At 52.6% G+C, this 22,885-nt stretch carries 21 protein-coding genes and 2 pseudogenes; 12 read left to right on the top strand and 11 right to left on the bottom strand.

Features of this window, described 5'->3' with window-relative positions; translation table 11 throughout:
- Nucleotides 1-58 precede the first annotated feature (58 nt).
- Nucleotides 59-2,083: a sensor histidine kinase gene (locus tag DO97_RS21215; protein WP_052128754.1), complete on the top strand. Its 2,025-nt coding sequence runs from the start codon at nt 59-61 to the stop codon at nt 2,081-2,083.
- On the top strand, nt 2,067-2,444 hold the full coding sequence (locus DO97_RS21210; RefSeq protein ID WP_052128753.1) for a response regulator: 378 nt from the start codon (nt 2,067-2,069) through the stop codon (nt 2,442-2,444). The genes DO97_RS21215 and DO97_RS21210 overlap by 17 nt, the downstream gene beginning before the upstream one ends.
- Before the next feature lie 17 nt (nt 2,445-2,461).
- Here DO97_RS21210 and proS read toward each other — a convergent pair whose 3' ends face one another.
- Together proS and lspA are read right to left on the bottom strand one after the other, a co-directional pair.
- Nucleotides 2,462-4,267, bottom strand: coding sequence for a proline--tRNA ligase (proS, locus tag DO97_RS14240; RefSeq protein ID WP_036534609.1), 1,806 nt, complete (start codon nt 4,265-4,267; stop codon nt 2,462-2,464).
- Nucleotides 4,268-4,395: 128 nt separating this feature from the next.
- On the bottom strand, nt 4,396-4,881 hold the full coding sequence (lspA, locus tag DO97_RS14235; protein WP_036534607.1) for a signal peptidase II: 486 nt from the start codon (nt 4,879-4,881) through the stop codon (nt 4,396-4,398).
- Nucleotides 4,882-5,203: 322 nt separating this feature from the next.
- On the opposite strand from lspA, the gene DO97_RS14230 reads away from it, so the two are divergent.
- Nucleotides 5,204-7,108, top strand: coding sequence for an ArsA family ATPase (locus tag DO97_RS14230; RefSeq protein WP_036534604.1), 1,905 nt, complete (start codon nt 5,204-5,206; stop codon nt 7,106-7,108).
- A 36-nt stretch (nt 7,109-7,144) separates the two neighbouring features.
- On the opposite strand, the gene DO97_RS14225 is transcribed toward DO97_RS14230, so the two are convergent.
- The gene (locus DO97_RS14225; protein ID WP_036534601.1) at nt 7,145-8,086 is read right to left on the bottom strand and encodes a serine hydrolase; all 942 of its coding nucleotides are present in this window, start codon (nt 8,084-8,086) and stop codon (nt 7,145-7,147) included.
- A gap of 275 nt (nt 8,087-8,361) precedes the next feature.
- On the opposite strand from DO97_RS14225, the gene DO97_RS14220 reads away from it, so the two are divergent.
- Together DO97_RS14220 and DO97_RS14215 are read left to right on the top strand one after the other, a co-directional pair.
- Nucleotides 8,362-9,093, top strand: a complete 732-nt coding sequence (locus DO97_RS14220; protein WP_204368642.1) for a C40 family peptidase — start codon at nt 8,362-8,364, stop codon at nt 9,091-9,093.
- 44 nt (nt 9,094-9,137) lie between these two features.
- On the top strand, nt 9,138-10,148 hold the full coding sequence (locus DO97_RS14215) for a glycosyltransferase family 2 protein (protein WP_036534596.1): 1,011 nt from the start codon (nt 9,138-9,140) through the stop codon (nt 10,146-10,148).
- On the opposite strand, the gene DO97_RS14210 is transcribed toward DO97_RS14215, so the two are convergent.
- On the bottom strand, nt 10,138-11,022 hold the full coding sequence (locus DO97_RS14210; protein WP_036534593.1) for a HEAT repeat domain-containing protein: 885 nt from the start codon (nt 11,020-11,022) through the stop codon (nt 10,138-10,140). The two genes, DO97_RS14215 and DO97_RS14210, sit on opposite strands and share 11 nt — an antisense overlap.
- A 283-nt stretch (nt 11,023-11,305) precedes the next feature.
- On the opposite strand from DO97_RS14210, the gene DO97_RS14205 reads away from it, so the two are divergent.
- A complete protein-coding gene (locus DO97_RS14205) occupies nt 11,306-11,800 on the top strand; it encodes a photosystem I reaction center protein subunit XI (protein WP_036534591.1) in 495 nt (164 codons plus the stop codon).
- 178 nt (nt 11,801-11,978) lie between these two features.
- Nucleotides 11,979-12,095 carry a photosystem I reaction center subunit VIII gene (locus DO97_RS22340; protein ID WP_072016456.1) on the top strand — a complete coding sequence of 39 codons (117 nt, stop codon included), beginning with the start codon at nt 11,979-11,981 and terminating at the stop codon, nt 12,093-12,095.
- Nucleotides 12,096-12,296: 201 nt separating this feature from the next.
- On the opposite strand, the gene DO97_RS14200 is transcribed toward DO97_RS22340, so the two are convergent.
- The 7 genes from DO97_RS14200 to DO97_RS14170 form a co-directional block, all read right to left on the bottom strand.
- Nucleotides 12,297-13,217: an NAD(+) kinase gene (locus DO97_RS14200; RefSeq protein ID WP_036534588.1), complete on the bottom strand. Its 921-nt coding sequence runs from the start codon at nt 13,215-13,217 to the stop codon at nt 12,297-12,299.
- 28 nt (nt 13,218-13,245) lie between these two features.
- Nucleotides 13,246-13,551, bottom strand: coding sequence for an NADH-quinone oxidoreductase subunit NuoK (nuoK, locus tag DO97_RS14195; protein WP_036534586.1), 306 nt, complete (start codon nt 13,549-13,551; stop codon nt 13,246-13,248).
- A 63-nt stretch (nt 13,552-13,614) separates the two neighbouring features.
- The gene (locus DO97_RS14190) at nt 13,615-14,217 is read right to left on the bottom strand and encodes an NADH-quinone oxidoreductase subunit J (RefSeq protein WP_036534583.1); all 603 of its coding nucleotides are present in this window, start codon (nt 14,215-14,217) and stop codon (nt 13,615-13,617) included.
- A gap of 151 nt (nt 14,218-14,368) precedes the next feature.
- Complete coding sequence (ndhI, locus tag DO97_RS14185; RefSeq protein ID WP_193365082.1) at nt 14,369-14,959, bottom strand: NAD(P)H-quinone oxidoreductase subunit I; 591 nt, start codon at nt 14,957-14,959, stop codon at nt 14,369-14,371.
- Nucleotides 14,960-15,037: 78 nt separating this feature from the next.
- On the bottom strand, nt 15,038-16,156 hold the full coding sequence (gene nuoH, locus DO97_RS14180) for an NADH-quinone oxidoreductase subunit NuoH (protein ID WP_036534578.1): 1,119 nt from the start codon (nt 16,154-16,156) through the stop codon (nt 15,038-15,040).
- A gap of 487 nt (nt 16,157-16,643) precedes the next feature.
- Complete coding sequence (locus DO97_RS14175; protein WP_036534575.1) at nt 16,644-16,919, bottom strand: hypothetical protein; 276 nt, start codon at nt 16,917-16,919, stop codon at nt 16,644-16,646.
- Nucleotides 16,920-17,189: 270 nt separating this feature from the next.
- Nucleotides 17,190-18,041, bottom strand: coding sequence for a carbohydrate ABC transporter permease (locus DO97_RS14170; protein WP_081980763.1), 852 nt, complete (start codon nt 18,039-18,041; stop codon nt 17,190-17,192).
- Nucleotides 18,042-18,271: 230 nt separating this feature from the next.
- On the opposite strand from DO97_RS14170, the pseudogene DO97_RS31310 reads away from it, so the two are divergent.
- From DO97_RS31310 to folE, 5 genes and pseudogenes are all read left to right on the top strand, one after another.
- Nucleotides 18,272-18,968, top strand: a pseudogene (locus tag DO97_RS31310) (aldehyde oxygenase (deformylating)).
- Nucleotides 18,969-19,117: 149 nt separating this feature from the next.
- Complete coding sequence (locus DO97_RS14160; protein ID WP_036534573.1) at nt 19,118-20,137, top strand: long-chain acyl-[acyl-carrier-protein] reductase; 1,020 nt, start codon at nt 19,118-19,120, stop codon at nt 20,135-20,137.
- Between the two features lie 9 nt (nt 20,138-20,146).
- A pseudogene (gene accA / locus DO97_RS14155) lies at nt 20,147-21,128 on the top strand (acetyl-CoA carboxylase carboxyl transferase subunit alpha).
- 202 nt (nt 21,129-21,330) lie between these two features.
- On the top strand, nt 21,331-22,056 hold the full coding sequence (locus tag DO97_RS14150) for an SDR family oxidoreductase (protein ID WP_036534617.1): 726 nt from the start codon (nt 21,331-21,333) through the stop codon (nt 22,054-22,056).
- Between the two features lie 57 nt (nt 22,057-22,113).
- Nucleotides 22,114-22,824 carry a GTP cyclohydrolase I FolE gene (gene folE, locus DO97_RS14145; protein WP_036534570.1) on the top strand — a complete coding sequence of 237 codons (711 nt, stop codon included), beginning with the start codon at nt 22,114-22,116 and terminating at the stop codon, nt 22,822-22,824.
- The last annotated feature ends 61 nt before the right edge of the window (nt 22,825-22,885 follow it).

Raw genomic sequence — 22,885 nt, 5'->3', positions numbered from 1 at the left:
ATTAATGGATAATCACTTTAAAAATCAGGTTAATTCATTCCCCTAAGGTGTCAATTCTGTGAAGCTGCGTCAGAAGACACTTCTGATTGTTGGCGGAGCACTGATGAGCTTAACAGCCGTGCTCTATGCCACCTCATTTGCCATTGTTCTCAATCGTTATCAACAGGTTGAGGAGCAGGAAATGCGGCTGAATGTCATCCGGACATTGGAAGCTTTGCAAAATGAGCTGGAGACCCTCCAAGTGACTTCCACCGATTATTCGGCTTGGGATGACACCTACGACTTTATGGAAACACCTTCTCAAGAATACTTGGTATCTAATTACACTTATTTAACAATTGTTCAATTACAGCTGAATCTATTGTTACTGGTTAGTTCTAACGGACGGGTTGTTTTCAGCAAAGCCTTGAATATGAAACAACAGGAGGTCTCCGCCCCGCAATTGCCAGTAATCCTAGACCACCCCATCCAGGGTATTATCCTACTCGACCATCCGATGCTGGTAGTTGCCACTCCTATTCTCACCAGTGACAATAAGGGACCCCAAAAGGGGTGGGTTGTCATGGGCCGATATTTAGACTCAACGGCAGTCAATAAGTTGGCTAAACTCACCCAACTCTCTCTGAACATCTATGACCTAAAGCAATTGCCCCCAGACCTACAACCCATCTGGACGCATCTAAAAAACCAGAATCGGCATGCCCCCCAATCCAATGCCAAAGAGTCCCAAAATGCACAAAATGCAATGGTGATTCAGCCCCTGAATGATCAGGCGATCGCGGGGTATACCTTGGTCAACAATATTGAGGGTCAACCCGCACTCCTGTTACAAATTCAGGGGCCTCGACCGATTTATCAACAAGCCCAGGTGAGTTTGCAATTTTTGGCGGTCTCATTACTGGTGGTTGGCCTGGGGTTAACGATTACCGTTCTGGTGCTGTTAGAAAAAGTCGTCCTCTCTCGGCTGACTCAATTGCATACCTTCGTTAGTAGCGTCAGTGCGGATGGAGATTTATCTGTCCGTATCGAAATTCCAGGGCAGGATGAATTAGCCCAATTTGGCAACACCATGAACACGATGTTAACAACTTTGCAGCAAACCCAAGAGGATTTACAACAAGCTCGGATTGCGGCAGAAGTTGCAAATCATGCGAAGAGTGAATTCCTTGCCACCATGAGTCATGAAATCCGCACCCCAATGAATGCCGTAATTGGGCTCACAGCGGTACTCCTGAATACTGCCACCGATGGGCAACAACGGGAACTGTTAGCCACCATCCATTCCAGCGGCGAATCATTGCTGACGATTATCAACGACATTTTAGATTTTTCCAAAATCGAGTCGGGTGAGATGACCTTGGAAGCACACCCCTTTGAGTTAAGCAGGTGTGTCCAAGAATGCCTTAATTTATTTGTGCGTCAGGCAGCTGAAAAAGGACTGACATTGACCTCCGAGATCGATCCACTAGTCCCCACCTGGATCATGGGCGATCGCATTCGGTTGCGCCAAATTCTCGTCAATCTCCTCAATAACGCCATTAAGTTCACACCCACGGGGGAGATCGCTATTACCGTCAATGCCCGTCCAATCCAGCCGCCGCCGTTCAACAACCGTGATGAAACAGCAGCAGAACCAGTCCCACAGGAACCGCTCTTGGAGGCTGACCGCAAGCTAACGGGAGAGACCTATGAACTGAAGTTTGCGGTTCGAGATACAGGTATCGGCATTCCCCTAGAACAAATGCCCCGTCTGTTCAAACCCTTCAGCCAGGGCGATGCCTCGACAACACGCAAGTATGGGGGCACTGGCTTAGGCTTGGTCATTTGTCAACGCCTCTGTGACCTCATGCAGGGTCGAATTTGGGTTGAAAGTCAAGTGGGCAACGGATCAACCTTCTGGTTTACGATGGTTACCTCAGCTATCCCCGATAGCCTGATGCCGACTCAACTAGTCAGGCCCACCGATAGGGTCAGGGACGGCAAAACGGCCATGACTCCCAATCTCACTCCCCAACAGACCCCCCCCGCAGGTCTCCCCACCCTATGCCTTCTCACCCCTCAGGATTTTGGTCGCCGAGGATAATATTGTCAATCAAACCGTGATCTTGAAGATCCTAGAGAAGCTGGGTTATCAGGCCGAGGTGGTCAACAATGGTCTTGAAGTGCTAGCAGCGCTGCAACAGCACGCCTATGAGGTGGTGCTAATGGATGTCCAAATGCCCCAGATGGACGGGCTCGCAGCTACTCGCCAAATTTGCCAGACCCACAATCCCAGACCCCAAATTATTGCCTTGACTGCGAATGCCATGGCTGAAGACCGCGATCTCTGCTTGGCAGCGGGCATGGATGATTATCTCAGTAAGCCGATCCAGGTAAAAAAATTGCAACAAGCACTTGAGCGATCGCGGCAACGCTTACAGAAACTGCCTCCCACCCACTATTGATAGGGATGCCGCCAGGTTCACTCAGTGGCAACCGCAATCAGCTGTTGGAGGGTCATCACCACCTGATCAAGGGGAATTTCTTCCACCCGGTGGGTTGCCCGTTGCCCCACTTCCACCTTACCCTGCTTCAGCGATCGCCCCGGTACAATCCGGAAGGGAATCCCTAGCAGGTCTGCATCTTTGAATTTCACCCCTGGGCGCTCATCCCGATCATCCAACAGGGTTTCAATCCCGGCTTGATTCAAGGCTGTATAGAGTTGCTCGGCTGCCTGTATCTGATCGGGATCTTTGAGATTCGGAATGGTCACAATGGCCTGGTACGGGGCGATTGCCACCGGCCAGATTATGCCATCTTTGTCGTAGGACTGTTCCACGGCGGACTGCGCCAGTCGCGAGACCCCCAACCCATAACACCCCATGACCAGGGGAATTTCTTCGCCTTGTTCATTGGTGTAGGTAGCGCCTAAGGCCTGGGAGTACTTGGTTCCCAGTTGAAAAATGTGCCCAACTTCAATTCCCCGTGCCGTCTGTAAACATTGGCTGGGATCATGAAAGGCGCGATCGCCGGGTCTAGCTTTGCGCACATCCACAACTCGTTGCGGCATCGACACCTGCTGACCCCAGTTTGCGCCGACCATATGATAATCAGGTTGGTTTGAACCGGTGACAAAATTCTGCAAATCAACGACGGTGCGATCCACCAGACGCAGAAACTGGGGAACCAGATGGGGAACGGATTGAATATAGGTATCGGCGAGATCCGGGGCCAGATATCCCAAGGGCAGGGGTTGGGAGGCCCATTTTGCCTGAGCCTCGGCATCGGGCACTGTTAACGATAGCACCGTATTGCCGCCGTAGGCAGCCGCGAGTCGCGTTAGCTGATTCTGCAACTTAACACCATTGACCTCCTGGTCACCCCGAAGACTCACTAAGACTAGAACCGTCATCCCCGTGTCGTAGACCACCTGGTAGAGGAGGTTTTTCACCACCTGAGTAGGGGAGCACTGGAGAAACTGGCAGAGTTTTTCAATCGTGTCCGTCCCTGGAGTGGGCCGCAGTTCATAGGTGGTGAAGGGGGACGGCAGGGCATCGGGGGGAACGGAAACCGCCTTTTCCACATTGGCGGCGTACTGGCCATCTTCGGTGTAGAGGATTTCATCTTCCCCAGCATCGGCCAACACCATGAATTCTTGGGAACCCGACCCCCCGATGGCACCGGAATCGGCCTCTACGGCCCGGAAGTCCAAGCCACAGCGCCGGAAAATATTGCTGTAAGCTCGGTGCATCTCCAGGTAGGTTTGCTTGAGGCTGGCTTCATCTCCATGGAAGGAGTAACCATCCTTCATGATGAACTCCCGACCGCGCATCAAGCCAAAACGAGGCCGAATCTCATCCCGAAACTTGGTTTGCATCTGATAGAGGTGCAGGGGCAATTGGCGATAGGAGCGAATCATGTCCCGGGCGATCGCCGTAATCACTTCCTCATGGGTTGGCCCTAACCCCAGATCCCGACCCTGGCGATCGTGGAGGGCAAACATAATCCCCTCGGCTTTGGTGTAAGTATCCCAGCGACCTGATTCCTGCCACAGTTCCGCAGGTTGCAGTTGCGGCAGTAAACATTCTTGAGCCCCCGTGGCATCCATCTCTTCGCGGACAATTCGGGCAATTTTTTGCAGCACCCGCCACAGCAAGGGCAGATAGGCGTAGACTCCACTGGCAATGCGCCGCATATATCCCGCTCGAAGCAGGAGTTTGTGGCTGGGAATTTCTGCTTCTGCGGGATCTTCCCGCAGCGTCACCAAGAGCATCTGAGACAGTCGCATCGCCAATTTCCAGTGATCTGCTATCCCACTCTAGAACGTTCTGTGAGCCCTGTGAATCCTCGGCCATCCCATCCAGGTGGCTGCCCCAGCCTTATCTGTGGCAGTAGGGAGGCAAGGGTAATCGGTCATTAGGGCTGGTGATCGCCTCGAGTTGGCGGCGGTGGTTGTTTATGAAAAGCCGTCACCAGCAAACAGGCAATCCCAATATTGATACTGATATCGGCCAGATTAAAGACGGGAAAGTGGATGAATCGCAGATCTAGAAAGTCCACAACGCTGCCATAGGCAAAACGATCAAGGCCATTGCCCAGCGCCCCGCCCAGAATAAAACCGTAACCTGCCTGTTCCCAACGGCTCAGCTTTGGCCCCCAAATCGCCATGGCCATTAACCCCACACTCACCACCAGGGAAAGCCAGCGCAACCACCCACTCCCCTGGGTAAACAGGCTAAACGCAGCACCGCTATTGGTGACATAGGTTAAATGCAACACCCCCGGCCAGAGGGGCAGGGTTTGACCCACGGTAAAGGTTTGCATCATCCATAACTTAGTGATCCGATCGAGCAGTCCAGCTCCCAGTGCTGCCCCCCAGAAAAGCCGATGTTTTAAATTCATATTCGCTGTCTATAGCAATTCTCGGTTGAGTACGGTACGCTTCCAGTCCTGAAGCTTTTGCCAGTCAGGAATCGACTGTACTTCACCAGCTTAATAGCCGCTATAAGATCTTGAGGCAGTGAACGACCTGTGCCATTTGACTGCTGGAAGGAGGCTTAGGCGCACCAGGCTGCACAACCAAGTCTCACAGCTGCCTAACCATTTTAATCTGGAACGGGTAAATTCCCCGCTGCTTGCAGCGTTTACCTTGTATGATGGGCACCACCAAGCTAGCCCTCCCCTGAAACTGAGCTAGCAGTTCGCGTTGACAAGGCTGGAGATCATGCATCGGTACGATTCCCTACACCTGGCAATGTTCAGTGGCAAAGGAGGCGTGGGTAAAACCACCCTAGCTTGCGGCTTTGCCCGCTACTGGGCACAGCGATTTCCCCAAGATCAGGTGTTGCTGTTATCCACTGATCCCGCCCATTCCCTCGGGGATGTGTTGCAGGTGCCGGTCTCCGATACGGCGCAGCCTTTGCCAGACGCGCCTAACCTTCAGGTGCGATCGCTGGATGCGGAGAAATTATTGCACGTTTTCAAGGATCGCTATGGCACGGTCTTGGAACTATTGGTGGAGCGAGGCAGCTTTGTAGCCGGAGAGGATTTGACCCCTGTTTGGGATCTGGATTGGCCTGGACTCGATGAACTGATGGGAATTCTGGAAATCCAACAGCTCCTCAATCAGCAGCAAGCGGATCGGATTGTGGTGGATATGGCCCCCAGCGGTCACACCCTGAATTTGTTTGAATTAATGGATTTTCTGGATGGGCTCCTGCAAGCCCTGGAACTGTTTCAGCAAAAGCACCGCAACATTGAGCAAACCTTTACGGGTCGCTACACACCGGACGATGCCGATGCCTTTTTGCAGACGATGAAAACCGATCTAGCAGCGGGGCGATCCTTACTCCAGAATCAAGCCCATACGGCCTGCCTCGTGGTGGCGATCGCCGAACCCATGAGTTGGCTAGAAACGCAACGGTTTTTAGCGGCCTTGCAAACCTTGGAAATTCCCTGTGGGGGGCTGTGGATCAATCGCTTGCTGCAATTGAATCCGGTTACCCCTGCCAGTGCCAGCGACCTGGATCGCAACGGCGAACAGCAGCATCTGATCCAAAAATTTCAGACCTTGTCCGGTACTTCCCATCTCCCCCTCTGGGGCGTGCCCCTCCAAGCTTCAGAACCCGTGGGCGGCGCGGCGCTGGATGCCCTCATGGCGCAGGGGTTTGATTTGGCCGCCCAAACGGTGGATCTGTCCCAGCCGATTACTGTCTCCTGGCCACAATCACTGCCACCGGGCTTCCATGATTTTGTAGCGGCTCAGCAGCAATTACTCCTGATTGGGGGCAAGGGAGGGGTGGGTAAAACCACCGTTGCCGCCGCGATCGCTTGGGGTTTCGCTGATCGCTATCCGGATCGTCTGATTCGGGTGATTTCGATTGATCCAGCTCACTCCCTGGGGGATGCCTTTGGCCAAGCCTTAGGCCATCAGCCCACCCAACTGACAGCCAACCTCAGTGCCCAGGAGGTCGATGCCGATGTGGTGATCGAGCAGTTCCGGGACGACTACCTATGGGAACTGGCGGAGATGATGAGTGGCGAGTCCCGAGACAGTGAAAGTTCTCTGCGCCTTGCCTATGGCCCAGAAGCCTGGCGGCAGATCGTCTCCCAATCCCTCCCTGGCATTGATGAGATGCTGTCCCTGATTACCGTCATGGACTTGTTAGATCGCGGGGAGCAGGATTTGATTATTCTGGATACCGCACCCACGGGGCATCTGTTGCGGTTTCTGGCAATGCCAACCGCGCTGGGAGACTGGCTAGCTTGGATTTTTAAGCTATGGATTAAATACCAAGATGTTCTGGGGCGCACGGACTTTATGGGACGGTTGCGGGGGCTGCGACAACAGGTGATGCAAGCGCAGAAAAAACTCAAAAATCCCCACCATACGGAGTTCATTGGCGTTGTTCAGGCCCAGTCTGCTATTTTGGCTGAAGCCCAGCGTCTGACATCCACCCTGGCACAGATGCAAGTGAGTCAACGCTACATGGTTCATAATCGCTATCAGCCTGACCAACCGGATCTGAGGGATTATTTCCCGGAGCAAACCATTGTCCGCCTGCCAGTTTTGCCGCGCTCTGTCACTCCCCTGGAGCGGATTCAGGGTGCAGCACAATTGTTGCTCTAAGCCTCAATTCCCTTAGACAAGCCATGCCGCGATCGCTTAACTTAAGCTAGCCACGGCTTCGGTAACACGTTGAGCCACAAAGGGCAAAATCGCTGGATTTTGACTCTGAGCCTTACCCTCGGTGAACACCACCAGTAAGTAGGGTTGCAGGCCGGAGATCTCGATATAAGCAGCGTCGTGTCTTACCTGGCTGGTTAGCCCTGCCTTCGACCACAGTTGGCTCTCTAGGGGGAGACCCGCTCCCAAGAAACCCGTGACCTGATTCTCTGGATCCGCCGCTAAATCCGCAGGATGGAGCGATCGCCGCATGACAGCCATCATGGCTTGAGAAGCGACTGCTGAAACCGCAACGCCACCGATGAGGCTGTGGATCAAGCGTGCCGTCGCATCCGTAGTCAGCCTGTTGCGATTCTCCAATTGTTCACCCACAAAGGCGCGCTCCCGACCATAGGGGCCATCACACCAGGTTTTTTGGTTGACATTGATGGTCGCCAGTTCCGGCCAATGAAACCCCTGAAAATAGCGATTGACCAAATTACGCTGCTGTTTCCAGGTTTCAAAGGGTCCCATCGGCAGTTCCGGCCCACTGGTGGTGCCCGTAAGGGTATCGACCACCAGGCTGGTGGCATCATTACTAGAATCAACGATCATGTCTCGAACCGCTCGCTCCAGTTCTGGAGAAGTCGGCATCATCCCCTTCTCCAGCCACTCATAAACGGCAACCAGATAGAACAATTTGACAATGCTGGCGGGATAGATGCACTCCACCCCCCGATAGCTAAACCCCCGAATGGGATATTGCCAAAATTCTTCCGAGCGAATCGCGCCCCCAGTATTGACGGGCACCGGATCGTCATAAACAATCCAGGTGAGGGCAATTTGATTGGGGGCTAACTCCGAGAACTGTTCCCAGGTTGCTGCCAAAATGCGATCGCCCAGGGTCGTTAAGGTCGGATCTTTACGGAAAAAGTGGAGCATAGGGAGGGGAATGAAGGGCTGCAACAGGGGTCAAAATTACTATAGTCAGGGTCAAGTCAGGGTCACCAAGCTTTGTACCATGGCGTGTCAGGCAATTTTCTAGAATCGGCGGACAGGCTGAATAGGTTCTCAGCTGACTGACCAGCGCTATAGTTCAGAAGCATGGGTGGATGGGCAGGGATTCCCTCACCTGATCTTGCCACCAGTTCTCCGGTACATGCACCCTTAAACCCGCTAAATTGCCAACCATGATCGATCCTCTTGCTGCTGAACCGATGGCATACAAGATCCTGTCACCGCTTAATTTGTATGACTCCCCTGCCTGTGACCGCCTAGCAACCCAAGCAGCCCCTGGACGGCAACTACGAATCCTGCCAACGGTAAGCGACCCAGCGGCATCTGAGATCATCCAAGACCACCCCAGCTCCGGGGGAGCAGCGACGCCAACGGCGATCGCCGTGCAACTGTCCGAAGATGACTATTCCGGATGGCTCCATAGGGACGATTGGAGCCGACTGGAGCCAACGACCCTCACCTATGAAGCTCCCCTACTGTCTCTGGCAGCCATTCAAGCTCGGTTACCAGGGGCGATCGCCGTTGCTGAAGCAGCAATGACCCAACCCAATGTCTATCTCTGGGGGGGGACGTTAGGGCCAAACTATGACTGCTCCGGACTGATCCAAGCAGCGTTTGCCGCCGTGGGCATTTGGTTACCCAGAGATGCCTATCAACAAGAGGCGTTTGTATCGCAGATTTTGGCCTCAGACCTCCAACCCGGCGATTTAGTCTTCTTTGGCACCCCAGTCAAAGCTACCCATGTGGGGCTGTACCTGGGAGGAGGCTGCTATATCCATAGTTCTGGGCAGGAACAGGGACACAATGGCATTGGCATTGATCAGCTCTCGCCAACCAGCGATGGGGTGAGCCAGGTTTATTACCAGCAGTTACGGGGATACGGACGGGTTATCGCTAGCTACCAGCCCCAGACCCCTGCTTCCTGGTCTTAGACATCCTCTATACTGCTTGCTGAGTGATCCACCTGTGCAACCTGATGAATGTCTTCAGAACCCTAGAGGAATTTCCCCATCCCTGGTCTGCTGAAACCTATCCCACCGTCTCCGTCGTCCTGCCGGTTTATAACGAGGTTGAGAGCTTACCAGCTTTGCTAGAGTCGATCGCCGACATCTTGATCGCCCACCAAATCCCCTATGAAATCATCTGCGTCGATGACGGCTCTGACGATGGCTCTACCCAGCTCTTGAAACAGCAGGCTCAAACCCGCACCGACCTGCGAGCCGTGATTCTCCGTCGTAACTATGGACAGACCGCTGCCATGGCCGCTGGCTTCAACCATGCCAGCGGCCAGATTATTATCACCCTCGACAGCGATCTGCAAAATGACCCCGCCGATATTCCGTTGCTGATTGCTAAATTAGAGGAAGGCTATGACCTCGTCAGTGGTTGGCGTCAGGATCGCCAAGATGCTGCCATCAGCCGCCTACTACCCTCGAAAGCTGCCAACTGGTTAATTGGTCGAGTCACCGGAGTCAAGCTCCATGACTATGGGTGTTCCCTGAAGGCTTACCGGGCGGAACTAGTTGCCGATATGAATCTCTACGGTGAGTTGCATCGATTCTTACCCGCCCTCGCCTTTATTGAAGGAGCCCGAATCACAGAAATTCCCGTGCGCCATCATGCCCGTCGCTTTGGCCAGAGCAAGTATGGCATCGATCGCACCTTTCGGGTGTTGATGGATCTCTTCACCATTGCCTTTATTAAAAAATTCCTCACCCGACCCATGCACGTGTTTGGGCTCCTCGGTCTGGCAGCGATCGCGGGGGGAGTGCTCCTGGGGCTTTACCTGACGATTCTAAAATTTGGGATGAACGAGAGTATTGGCAATCGTCCTCTGCTATTTTTTGTGGTGGTGCTGCTCCTAGCAGGGGTTCAAATGTTCAGTTTTGGCCTCTTGGCAGAGCTTTCTATGCGGACCTACCACGAATCCCAAGGTCGGCCCATCTATCGGGTACGGGAAATTGTGGAGCCTACTCTCAAGCCTTAAATTTCTTCAGGGCATCCAACCGCAGGACTGGGGTTTGAGCCACTGCTGGCTTGGCGATCGGTTTTAATTTCAAGGTTTGAATGGCGGTGCGGGCTGCCAGCACCACCCCACCTGAACCATCCCGCAGCGCCCGCTGAAGGAGTGGCAGAACCTGCCGGGACGGTAGAAATCCCAAGGTCAGCACTGCCTGCCGCCGCACCATTGGGTTGGAATCTTGGCTGAGTTTTTGCAGCAGGGGCAGCACCGTTGGGATTCCCGTTCGCAGCCGATTTTTTTCAGCAATCTGAGCCAATGCGGTGGCAACTTGGGTCCGGATGGCACTTTCAGGATGGCTTCCATACCGCACCAATAGAGGAATAACCCTCACCTGACCCGTGTTACCCCAGTGAGTAATCTGGGCAGCCAGTGTGACAGGTGCAGAGGTGGCATCCCCCGGCTCCAAAGACTCCGTTACGGGGGTTGGCTCTGGAGAGCTGGGTCGTTCCTCCGAGGTGAGAGCAGTGGGCAGGGACTCCGTCACGGGGGTTGGCTCTGGTGGCAGGAGCGGCTCTTCTAGGGTTGGGTCAAGGGGGGGCTGAGCAGCCGTCTGATTGGCGGCACCATCGACCTCCGTCGGGGTGGAGGTAGGGGTCGTAGTCGGTAGTATCTCTTCAACTTGAGGCTTAGGGGGTTGTATCTGTTGGTCATAGTCATGACGGAGAGACTCCGTGACCACTCTCAATCGGGCTTCATGGGCATTCTCCAGTTGTTCAATCGTCTTCCGCGTCTGGGTAGCCTGTGCCTGTTGCTGTTTTCGTGTCCGTTGCTGCAACAGCCAGTAAATCAGCACTACTCCAACTACAAATCCCACAATAGCTGCAATCACCGAAGTCATTTGCCTGTCTCCCACAGCGATGACTAATGATGACTAATACTGTATCGGTGAGGGTATCCGGTCAACAAGCAGAAGCCTGTAGAATTTTGCTGGCGATCGGCGTCCTTGCGGTAGCGTGGAGCTATAACAGCAGTGACTCCGCGACTTGGATATAACACCCGATCTCGGGCAATTTTAATGAACTTTTCTAAAGGTCGCTGCCAATTCTGCGGTAGCGAACCGCTTGTTGCTTAGAATGTTGTCTCAAGTCCAGATTTATTCAGAAACCAGAGGAAAAATCCGTATGGCTGAAGAGCTTATCAAGCCTTACAAAGGTGATCCCTTCGTGGGTCACCTGGCAACGCCCATCAGTGCCTCCGCTTTTACCGAAACTTTCATTAGTAATCTACCCGCCTATCGTACAGGACTATCTCCAATCCTGCGGGGTCTGGAGGTGGGGCTGGCTCATGGGTATTTCCTGATTGGCCCGTGGGTGAAACTCGGTCCACTAAGAGATTCTGATTTTGCAGCCTTAGGGGGCTTAATTTCAGGGTTAGCGTTGATTATCATCGCCACGGCTTGCCTATCCCTTCATGGCCTAGTCTCCTTTCAGGGCGGCAGTAAGTGGGATGTACTCCACAACATTCCACCTGGAGGCAAGGTGATGCAAAGCGCTGAAGGCTGGAGCCAGTTTACAGGGGGCTTCTTCATTGGGGCAACGGGTAGCGCCTTTGTTGCCTACTTCTTGCTGGCGAACTTTGCTGTTGTTGATAGCATTTTCCGGGGCGTATTTAACTAGAGTCCCCTCCCGAACCGCTGTCATGGAAAGATCTGAATCAATATTGATTCAGATCTTTTTTGTGGTCAGCGTTGGGCAGCGAGTCTACTCTGTTAAGAATTTTGAGAACTCTGCAGGTACGACTCAGTTCGCAGTAGGATTCCTTTTGAAGCACGTCGATTAGACAGGAAACTTTGATATGGAAGGTTCATACGCAGCCTCTTTCTTGCCCTGGATTCTCATCCCCGTCACCTGCTGGCTCTTCCCTGCCGTCACGATGGGATTATTGTTTCTGTATATCGAATCTGACGCTTAGTCCTGACTTAGTTCAGTATTGAATTTCCCTCGTCAAGATTCTTTTTGATCCAATTTAGACACATGTGTCGCGATCGCCCTTGGCTTTAGTAGGTTTCTGCGATGAGAAAGGGCGATCATTCCAGCGATGGTCGAAGAGCGGTCTTTGACCATCGCCCTTATCAGTCCCATTCATCCTTAGACACTCACTGGGGATTCAGGTTCAATTGCGGTGGTTGTTAGTGTAGCGAATCCTGGCTCCGGCCCATTGCAGTTTTTCTCGCAGGGTTTTGTAATAGGAATAATCTTCTCGCAGAATAATGAACGAAGCCTGACACTCAGCCATGCGAATATCCACCCGATGTCCCGGCCAAATCGAGGTTCCTAGGACACCGTCCATCCATAACTTGGTAGTGAGTTCCTGATCAGCCAGTGGCCAAATGCTGACCACACATCCAGGTGGCAAGACAATGGCTCGGCTAGAGAGGCTGAGAGGACAAATCGGAGTGACGGTGATTGCTTCCATCCCAGGGTGCAAAATTGGCCCATTGGCAGCCACGGTGTAGCAAGTCGATCCCGTTGGCGTAGAAACAATTAATCCATCTCCCTGGTACTGATCCACCACCTCGCCATCAATCTCAATTTCTAGAATTGAGGTAATCATGCGATCCGCCGAAGCGGGTTTGACACACATCTCGTTCAATGCTAGGTAGCGATCGCTGACAGGTTCCAGATGGTGACGATTACCTGCAAACACAGCTGCCTGAAGCATCATTCGCCGTTGCACTGCAAACCGATCGTCCAATAGACGTTGCCATACGGAGGTTTGCTGTTGTAGTTCCTCCAAAGATTCGGTCAAGAATCCCAGATGACCGCCCACATTCACCGCCAGAATCGGAATCCCTGCGGGGGCTAAATGTCTTGCTGCTGCCAGTGCCGTCCCATCTCCGCCCAAAACCAACGCACAGTCAATCTGCTGAGATGCTGAAGCCAAAAACACGGGGTAGGGGTTATCTCGAGCCCCACTTGGGCCCATCAAAACATCACACCCCAGAGCTTCTAACTGGTCAGCAGACTTTTGTGCCCACTGCTGGCTCAGGGTGTCTCCGGCTTTGTGGGCAATAATGACTTGGTTAAGCTGCACAGTGGCGGACAGGGGAAAGCGGGATTACTCACCATTTCAGCAGGTTAAACTGCTCCATGTCTACGGTATCTCGGTTGCGATAGATCGCCAGAACAATCGCCAGCCCCACTGCGGCCTCCGCAGCCGCAATGGTAATCACAAACACCGTAAACACCTGACCCTTAATAGTCTGAGGATCAAGGTAGTTGGAGAAGGCCATCAAATTGAGGTTAACTGCATTCAGCATCAATTCAATGGACATCAGTACCCGTACCGCATTGCGGCTATTAATTAACCCATAGATGCCAATGCAAAACAATGCAGCCGCAAGGATTAAAAAGTATTGGAGTTGCATGAATTTTATCGATAGTGAATGGGCGAGAGGGACAACGATCTGCACGGTCTGAGGCAGGAAGGTTTATTCGGTTGGACTGCCAGCCCCTACGGTTTCACGGGGACGTTCAGGCAACATCAAGACAGTCTCAGCAGGAGACTGGGCTTCCTCAGGTAAATATTCCCGTCGGGCAAGCACCACCGCCCCAATCAGTGCCATTAACAGCAGCACTGAGGCGAGTTCAAAGGGCAACAAAAAGTCCGTAAAGAAATGCTCCCCAATCAAGATAATGGAACTGTCTCCCGCTGGGGCTGCCGAGGAGATTGCCCACGGGGTAGCACAGACCATCGTACTTAAGAGGGCAAATAAACCAGCACAGACAATGGTCGTCACTCCCCGACGAATCCAGGCATTAGGCAGGCTAGAGAAGGGTTGCCGCTTGTTGACCAGCATGATCGCAAACAGGATCAAGACGTTGATAGCGCCCACATAAATCAAAACTTGGGCGGCGGCAACGAAATCAGCATTCAGCAGCAGGTAGAGTCCTGCCATGCTAATAAAAACGCCGCCCAACAAAAAGGCAGACAGGACAATATTGCTCAATAGCACAACCCCGAGGGCTGCTCCCAGCGTCATTAAGGACAACAGGCCAAAGGAAACAAGTTGAACCCCTTCTGCTAAATTCACAGTGTTATCATCTCCTCAACAATCGATTTTGGGGCTTGGATATCGGTCGATCAAGACCTGAAATGACTGAGCACTTGCGATCTCGCCCCCCGAGGGTTGCCAGCCGCACACCGTCAACCGTCAATGGTCAGGGTTACGATGCCAGTGCAACTTAGGGGGTGGCTGTGCTGGACTGCTCAACAATCTCTTCAGGACGCAACCCAGCCCGACGACTCCCTGGGGGTAAGTCGTGGGGTTCGAGGACACCCTTCGGCAGATAAGCCAGTTCTCGCAGGGGGGTCACCATCGGATCATCGGTGACCTTGTAAGGGAGACGTCCCAGAGCCACACTGTCATAGTTCAGCTCATGACGGTCGTAAGCAGCAAGCTCGTACTCTTCGGTCATTGATAGACAGTTGGTGGGGCAGTACTCAACACAATTGCCACAAAAGATGCAGACGCCGAAGTCAATGCTGTAGTGGCGCAACTGTTTCTTCTTGGTTTCTTTGTTGAATTCCCAATCCACCACTGGCAGGTTAATGGGGCAGACGCGCACACAAACCTCACAGGCAATACACTTATCAAACTCAAAGTGAATGCGCCCCCGCCAACGCTCAGAGGGGATCAGCTTTTCGTAAGGGTACTGCACCGTAATCGGACGTCGCTGCATGTGATCAAAGGTGACCGACAACCCTTGGCCAATATAAAGAGCAGACTGGACAGCTTCTTTCGCGTAATCGCCAACTTGCTTGAGAAATTTCAGCATGGTGTGTTCACGGTTACAAGATCGACATTGTTCAAACGGTTTACAGGCAAGGGGAATCTTCCGGTTGGGGCAGGATTAGCCCCCAAAGGCAAAGGGGAAGGTCAGCTTCAGAGCCGCTGTTAATAGCAAATTCACCAGAGAGACTGGCAACAGGAACTTCCAGCCCAGATCGAGCAACTGATCAATCCGCACCCGAGGAACTGTCCAGCGCATTAGGATCGCCAGGAAGATGAGGAAATAAGCCTTGAGCAAGGTCATGGTGATGCCGAGGACAGCGAGGACAATTTGTAGCCATGGGGTGGTTTCTGAAAGGCCGAACCAGTCGGCAATCAGCGTCACCGGAATCGGGAAGTCCCACCCGCCCAAGTACAAAATTGACACAAACAGCGCTGACAGCACGAGGTTGACGTAGGAACCTAGATAGAACAGAGCAAACTTCATCCCGGTGTACTCTGTCTGATAGCCCGCCACCAATTCTTCTTCAGCCTCCGGCAGATCAAAGGGCAGACGTTCACACTCGGCAAGGGCAGCAATCCAGAAAATTAGGAATCCAACGGGCTGTCGCCACACATTCCAACCTAGAATTCCATAGCCTGACTGCTGCTGAACGATGTCCACGGTGCTGAGACTGTTCGACATCATGGCGATCGCCAAGACCGACAGAGACAGGGGAATTTCATAGCTGATCGACTGCGCTGCTGCCCGCAAGCCCCCCAATAGGGAGTACTTGTTATTAGAGGCATAGCCAGCCATCAACAAACCAATGGGGGTAACGCTAGAGAGGGCAATCCACAAGAATGTCCCAATCCCGAGATTTGTGATCACCAAGTTCTGCCCAAAGGGCACCACCAGGTAGGACAAAAACACTGGAATCACGACAATAATCGGCCCCAGGGTAAAGAGCAGAGGGTCGGCTTTGAGGGGGACAATATCTTCCTTAAACAGTAACTTCAGGCCATCGGCCACCGGAGCTAGAATCCCCAAGGGGCCAATAAATTCTGGCCCGACCCGCTGCTGCGCAGCGGCAGAAATTTTGCGCTCTTGCCAGACCACTGTCAGCACACCAACGGTAGCTGCTGCCAGCATCAGTAACATAGGGAGGGGCATCCAGATAGCCTTCGCGGTTCCCCCTGGGATGCCCAAGTCTATCAGGGCTTGGATAAAACTGCCTTGGAGATCAATTCCTGGGTTCATGATTCCCACAACGATGAATGATTGCTAACAGACCAAGTCTGCTCACCGCCACCAGTTTATTGACTTTAGCGATCGCCCTTCACTTTAGCAAATTGTCTGCTAATTTTGTTAGGCAAGAAAAAAGCCAGGGTGACTTCCCGGCTTCATTCTTACACTTTTCTCCCCATCAGGGCATTGCATTAAGCTATTGATAGCATTGCAGTAGGCAATTGATAGAAGCACATCTCAGCAGCCTTGCCCCCCCAGCACTCTATCGCGCCAACTTACAGGGAATTCCGGTAGCCTTGGCCTTGTCGATATCGTCCCCTATACTTGTCCAACCTCATTCTTCGGGCGGTTCTTGACCCCGTCAATGACCAGCCTTAATCCTAGGGGCAACTTAAAGGCACCGAGAGAGCGGTAACGTTTACTCAGTTTACCCTTGAGAGATGCCCCATGGTGAATCATCTCGGCAAGCAGCCCCATCCGATATCTTGGATTAAAGTATTTAGCGATCGCTAGGGTGCCGAGCAGCAATCCAGCGATCAATTACCATCCCGAGAGAAAGACCTAAGTAAGTCAGTAATAAAATTCTGATTCCTGTCAGTACTGCTTCCGAGAGGGGAACTGTACCAATGGTTACAACTTCTGAGAGGGAGGCACCTCCTGCACCAAACAGGTGGATCACCGTAACATAAATTCCTACCAGACAGCCCAAGAGCGTCCCCACTAGGGGCAACACATAGGAAGCAGCTTGGTGCTCAGTCTTTTGTTTGGTCAACATTTGTGATGTTTGAGCAACTTCAGCTTCATTCTTACGTGGTTGCTGGGGGATGCTAGAGAGGTTTACGAAAAGGATACAATTCTCAACTCGGTGTAAGCTCTTGCAATCATCTAGGAATCTATCCTCAGATAGCAATCGTCAGAACTGATGAGTCGAGTAGTCTCTAGGGGTAAGGGTTTTCAGCCCATAGCGTCTTTGAGAACTGAGGAATTTTTGACCCTACCACCACAGAACTCAACCTCATAAAGATTGGGTAAAGACCCGTCGGCTTCAATTTTTGATGCCCGTTGTGGCAATTCCCTGAAGAAACTGCCGCTGCCCCACCAAAAAGGCTAATAGCACTGGCACCGTAGCAATCACGACAGCGGCCATCATCAACGGCCAATTATTGGTAAATTGCTCCTGAAACTCTGCCAGCGCTAACTGCACCGTCCGCAACTCCGGGCGGGTGGTAAACACCAGCGGCTTAAACAGGTCGTTCCATTCACCAATCACCGTAAACAGAAACAACGTCACTAGTGCTGGACGTGCCAATGGCAGGGTCACCTGCCAAAGAATTTGCAGCCGATTGGCTCCATCCAAAGCCGCAGCTTCTTCCAACTCCACGGGAATGGTTTGAAAGTATTGTCTTAACAGGAAAATCCCAAACCCATTGGCGGCGGTGGGGAGAATTAAAGCCCCATAGGTATTGATCAGGTGCCCCGATTTCAACACCAGAAAGATCGGAATCACCAGAATTTGAAACGGAATCACCAGGGTTGCTAGAACCAGTAGCAACAGTGCCTGACGGCCTCGAAATTGCAGGCGAGCGAGGGCATAGCCCGCCAAAGCCGATGTCACCATCTGCAACCCAGTGACGGCTAGGGCGACGATAGTGGAGTTGACAAAGGCCAGCAGGAACTGGCCGCGATCCCAGGCCTGCCGATAATTGGCAATCGTAAACCAAGGGCCATCCCCTATGGTTAGACTGGAGGGTAAAAAGGATGTCCAGAGAACAATGGCGAGGGGAGACAGTACCAAACCAGCCCCCAACAACAGCAGCACCAAGCTAATGGAACTGACAAGTACAAGTGCAATAGTCCCTCGCGGACGTGGGGGATAAGCAGTCTGGGTATGACTCATAACGCTGTAACGCCTGGGCGAGAACAGAACATTGATAACTAGATTGCGGTCAATCCCTCTCTGAACGATTAGGAGGGTGTATGATCACTCCTGGTCAATTTGTCCCTTTTACTGGTAAAAAAGTGTAGATTTTAAAAGACTTGGGCTACTTAACTTCCTGTAACCTGACCCCTGGTAGTATATCTACCCTATAGTCACTCTAGTTTTTATTTCGAGGGGATCCTAGACCTATGCCGCAGCTTGAGGCCAGTTTAACACTCGACTATCAAAGCGACGTGTATAAAGATGCATACAGCCGCATCAACGCCATCGTCATTGAAGGCGAACAAGAAGCCCACGACAATTATCAGAAATTGGCTGAACTGCTGCCGGGTAGTCAGGAACAGTTACTGAGTCTTGCTAAGATGGAAAGCCGCCACAAGAAAGGCTTTGAAGCCTGTGGCCGCAACCTCAAGGTAACCCCCAACATGGCGTTTGCCGAGGCAGTTTTTTGCCGATCTCCACCACAACTTTCAGGTAGCTGCTGCCGCTAACAAGGTTGTCACCTGCCTGCTGATTCAAGCGTTGCTCGTCGAATGTTTTGCGATCGCCGCCTACAACATTTATATTCCCGTCGCCGATGACTTTGCCCGAAAAATCACCGAGGGAGTGGTCAAGGATGAGTATAGCCACCTCAACTATGGTGCTACTTGGCTGCGGGATCACTTTGAAACCTCTAAAACAGAGCTGGAAGCAGCCAACCGCCAAAACCTGCCCTTGGTTTGGCGAATGTTAAACCAGGTTGAGGCCGATGCCAAGGTGTTGGGGATGGAAAAGGAAGCCCTAGTAGAAGATTTTATGATTCAGTATGGAGAAGCCCTTTCCGAGATCGGCTTCACAACCCGCGATATCATGCGCTTATCTGCTTTTGGTTTGGCTGCCGTCTAGCCCTGGGTGCTGTTAACCGGCCCAACCTCTAGTAGGGGGATTTCACTGTTTCGATTCAGCGTTCCGTTGACGGCCTCTTCTGAATCATCAGTTGCCGAGCTAGCGGTCTTCCCCGTCTCTGCCCCCTTTACGGTTTCTTTGCAACGTCCATGTTTGGTCTGATCGGTCACCTTACTAGCTTAGAACACGCCCAATCTGTTGCCCATCAACTGGGTTATCCTGAATATGCCAATCAGGGCCTAGACTTCTGGTGCAGCGCTCCTCCCCAGATTGTCGATACGATCCGGGTCACCAGTGTAACAGGGCAGACCATCGAAGGGCACTATGTCGAGTCCTGTTTCCTGCCGGAGATGTTAGCCACTAACCGGATTAAGACAGCGATTCGCAAGATCCTGAACGCCATGGCCCACGCCCAAAAGCATGGCATTGATATTACCGCCTTGGGGGGGTTCTCCTCGATTATTTTTGAGAACTTTAACTTGAAGCAAATGCCCCAGGTTCGCAACGTCAAGCTAGAGTTTGAGCGATTCACCACAGGAAATACCCATACGGCTTACATTCTCTGCCGTCAACTTGAATTAGCTGCCGCCCAACAGGGTATTGATCTCACCAAGGCAACCGTTGCCGTCTGCGGGGCGACGGGGGATATTGGCAGTGCCGTCTGCCGCTGGTTGAACCTTCGTACCGATATTGCCGATCTCCTATTGATTGCTCGTAACCCAGACCGCCTGCGCTGTTTGCAGGATGAACTAGGGCGGGGCAAGATCATGGAACTTGAGGATGCTCTCCCCCTTGCTGACATCATTGTCTGGGTAGCCAGTATGCCCAAAGGGGTAGAAATTGACCCGACAACTTTGAAACAGCCCTGTTTGCTGATTGATGGCGGCTATCCCAAAAATCTAGGGATGCGGATTCAACACCCTGGGGTGCAGGTACTGAATGGAGGGATTGTCGAGCACTCCCTCGACATTGACTGGCGAATTATGAGTATTGTGAATATGGATGTTCCGGCTCGTCAGTTATTTGCCTGCTTTGCCGAGTCCATGCTCCTAGAGTTTGAAGCCTGGCATACCAACTTTTCCTGGGGGCGGAATCAGATTTCCGTGGAAAAAATGGATCTGATTGGTCAGCTCTCGGTGAAACATGGCTTTAGACCCCTGTTGGCTTAAGGATTTCCTATGACAAACCCCGATCGCCGACAAATTCTGCTGGATTTTGAAAAGCCACTGGCGGAACTAGAAACCCGCATCACCCAGATTCGAGACCTGGCTCAGGAGAATGATGTCGATGTCTCTGACCAGATTCAGCAACTCGAAGCGCGGGCCATGCAGTTGCGCCATGAGAGTTTTTAATAGTCTCTCACCGGTGCAGCGACTCCAAGTTGCTCGCCATCCTCGCCGCCCCAGCACCCTGGACTATATCCAAGCTATCAGTGATGAGTGGGTTGAACTTCATGGCGATCGCGGGGGAGCCGACGATCCGGCATTGGTGGGGGGCGTTGGACGGCTAGCCGGACAGCCTGTGGTGATGTTGGGGCATCAAAAGGGGCGAGACACCAAAGACAATGTGGCCCGCAACTTCGGTATGGCCTCCCCAGGGGGCTACCGTAAAGCCCTGCGGCTGATGGAGCATGCTGACCGCTTTGGGATGCCAATTCTTACCTTTATTGATACACCCGGTGCCTATCCTGGGGTGGAAGGAGAACGCCTCGGACAAGGTGAGGCCATTGCCTACAATCTGCGAGAAATGTTTCGGTTGTCAGTGCCAATTATTTGTACAGTGATTGGCGAAGGGGGTTCCGGGGGAGCCTTGGGAATCGGGGTGGGCGATCGCCTGTTGATGTTTGAACACGCCGTTTACACTGTCGCTACGCCAGAAGCCTGTGCCGCAATTCTCTGGAAAGATGCGAGCAAAGCCCCCCAAGCTGCCGAGGCACTCAAAATTACTGCTTGGGATCTGAAAAATCTGGGGATTCTCGATCAATTACTCCCTGAACCTGTGGGCGGTGCCCATGCCAATCCCTTGAAAGCAGCGGCCATCCTCAAGGAAGCCATGGTTCAAAATCTGGCAGATCTCAACCAGTTATCTAACCAAGAAAGGTGTCGGCTGCGCTATCAAAAGTTTCGGCATATCGGCAAATTTCTGGAAGCCCCCGTTTAAGTTGCCCTCCGGATGACTCTCCGCAGCAATGATATAATCTGTAACAGATTCTTTACATTTTTCTCATCCTTAAGCCTTTGTGGCTTCTGATAACTCCATGGCTTCTTCTGGTATCCGCGATGGTCATTGGCATAGCTACTCCTTGGGAACTAGATCAACCTTGGCCCATCGCCTGCGCCTCCCACATCGGGGGGGGGTGTCCATGACTCCTACCTCTGAGCGGCATATTTTGATTACAGGTGCCAGTAGTGGCATTGGCAGGGCAACTGCATTGGCTTTTGCCGCAGAAGGCTATCCTGTCGCCCTTGTGGGTCGCTCCCCCGACAAACTGGCAGCCCTGGCTGAGTTGATTCAAGCCCAGGGAGGACATGCCGTCGTCTACGCCCTAGACTTGGCTAAAATCGATCAGGTTAGAACTCAAGTCACTGCGATCGCAGCAGCCTTTGCCCCGGTTGATGTTTTGATTAATTGTGCGGGTATGGGCTATACAGCATCCCTGCTAGACACCCCCCTCAGGGACTGGCAGCAGGTGATCGATCTCAATCTCACCAGTGTGTTCCAGTGTATTCAAGGTGTACTTCCCAGTATGCGAGGGCGTCATCAGGGCACGATTATTAATGTGATCTCAATTGCCGGCAAACAAACCTTTCCAGAGTGGGGAGCCTACTGTGTGAGCAAGTTTGGTTTGATGGCGCTTTCTAAAACTTTGGCCATGGAGGAACGTAGTCACGGCATTCGCATAGTTGCCCTGTGTCCGGGTGCCGTCAATACCCCCCTCTGGGATGCGGAAGCAGTGAATGCGGACTTTGACCGCACGGCCATGTTAAGCCCCGAAGTTGTTGCTCAATCGATTTTATATACGGCTTTGTTGCCATCCCAGGCAGTGGTTGAGGAACTCACCCTCATGCCCCACACTGGCACCTTCTAGATGGATGTTTCAGATCCCTGGCTCTGCTGACCCAAGACCCCCCAACCTTTCCCGATCATGACTATCGCGCCTACCAACGGTTCTAATCGTCCTGACCCCTCCCTTGTGCAAAACGCTATCCCTACCACCCCTCGCCCTGACCGCAATACCCTCAACGGTGGAGAACCCAACCTCCAGCCTCCCTGTGACGAGCATGAGAATCAAGAGCAAATGATGGCAGCTGTCCGCAACATTTTGCTGGGGGTGGGGGAAGACCCGGATCGAGAAGGGTTGCTGAAAACCCCAAAGCGAGTCGCCGAAGCGATGCAATTCCTCACCAGTGGCTACAAGCAGTCCTTAGAAGAATTGGTCAACAACGCCATTTTTGATGAAGGCCATAACGAGATGGTGCTGGTGCGGGATATCAATGCCTTCAGCCTCTGTGAGCATCATATGCTCCCCTTCATGGGCAAGGTTCATGTGGCCTATATCCCCAATCAGAAAGTGGTAGGTCTCAGTAAACTGGCGCGGATTGTAGAAATGTATGCCCGCCGCCTCCAGGTGCAAGAACGTCTAACCCGTCAAGTGGCGGAGGCGATCCAGGAAGTTCTCGAGCCTAAGGGCGTTGCTGTGGTCATGGAAGCCGTCCACATGTGCATGGTGATGCGCGGTGTTCAGAAACCGGGGTCTTGGACCGTCACTAGTGCCATGGTGGGGGTCTTCCAGGATGACCAAAAAACCCGAGAAGAATTTCTTAACTTGATTCGTCATCAAGCATCCTTCTTCTAGCTGCAAGACAACCAAACCAATTAGAGCAGCGGGAGTGATCCCGCTGCTCGACTCCCCCACT

Source organism: Neosynechococcus sphagnicola sy1 (assembly GCF_000775285.1).
GTDB classification, from domain to species: domain Bacteria; phylum Cyanobacteriota; class Cyanobacteriia; order Neosynechococcales; family Neosynechococcaceae; genus Neosynechococcus; species Neosynechococcus sphagnicola.
This window is presented reverse-complemented; position numbering and strand designations above follow the sequence as displayed.

Bases quoted from the DNA above. Each gene is read 5' to 3' on its own strand.
- proS (WP_036534609.1), bottom strand. From the start codon at position 4,267: ATGCGACTGTCTCAGATGCTCTTGGTGACGCTGCGGGAAGATCCCGCA.
- lspA (WP_036534607.1), bottom strand. From the start codon at position 4,881: ATGAATTTAAAACATCGGCTTTTCTGGGGGGCAGCACTGGGAGCTGGA.
- DO97_RS14230 (WP_036534604.1), top strand. From the start codon at position 5,204: ATGCATCGGTACGATTCCCTACACCTGGCAATGTTCAGTGGCAAAGGA.
- DO97_RS14225 (WP_036534601.1), bottom strand. From the start codon at position 8,086: ATGCTCCACTTTTTCCGTAAAGATCCGACCTTAACGACCCTGGGCGAT.
- DO97_RS14220 (WP_204368642.1), top strand. From the start codon at position 8,362: ATGGCATACAAGATCCTGTCACCGCTTAATTTGTATGACTCCCCTGCC.
- DO97_RS14215 (WP_036534596.1), top strand. From the start codon at position 9,138: ATGAATGTCTTCAGAACCCTAGAGGAATTTCCCCATCCCTGGTCTGCT.
- DO97_RS14210 (WP_036534593.1), bottom strand. From the start codon at position 11,022: ATGACTTCGGTGATTGCAGCTATTGTGGGATTTGTAGTTGGAGTAGTG.
- DO97_RS14205 (WP_036534591.1), top strand. From the start codon at position 11,306: ATGGCTGAAGAGCTTATCAAGCCTTACAAAGGTGATCCCTTCGTGGGT.
- DO97_RS22340 (WP_072016456.1), top strand. From the start codon at position 11,979: ATGGAAGGTTCATACGCAGCCTCTTTCTTGCCCTGGATTCTCATCCCC.
- nuoK (WP_036534586.1), bottom strand. From the start codon at position 13,551: ATGCAACTCCAATACTTTTTAATCCTTGCGGCTGCATTGTTTTGCATT.
- nuoH (WP_036534578.1), bottom strand. From the start codon at position 16,156: ATGAACCCAGGAATTGATCTCCAAGGCAGTTTTATCCAAGCCCTGATA.
- DO97_RS14175 (WP_036534575.1), bottom strand. From the start codon at position 16,919: ATGTTGACCAAACAAAAGACTGAGCACCAAGCTGCTTCCTATGTGTTG.
- DO97_RS14170 (WP_081980763.1), bottom strand. From the start codon at position 18,041: ATGAGTCATACCCAGACTGCTTATCCCCCACGTCCGCGAGGGACTATT.
- DO97_RS14160 (WP_036534573.1), top strand. From the start codon at position 19,118: ATGTTTGGTCTGATCGGTCACCTTACTAGCTTAGAACACGCCCAATCT.
- DO97_RS14150 (WP_036534617.1), top strand. From the start codon at position 21,331: ATGACTCCTACCTCTGAGCGGCATATTTTGATTACAGGTGCCAGTAGT.
- folE (WP_036534570.1), top strand. From the start codon at position 22,114: ATGACTATCGCGCCTACCAACGGTTCTAATCGTCCTGACCCCTCCCTT.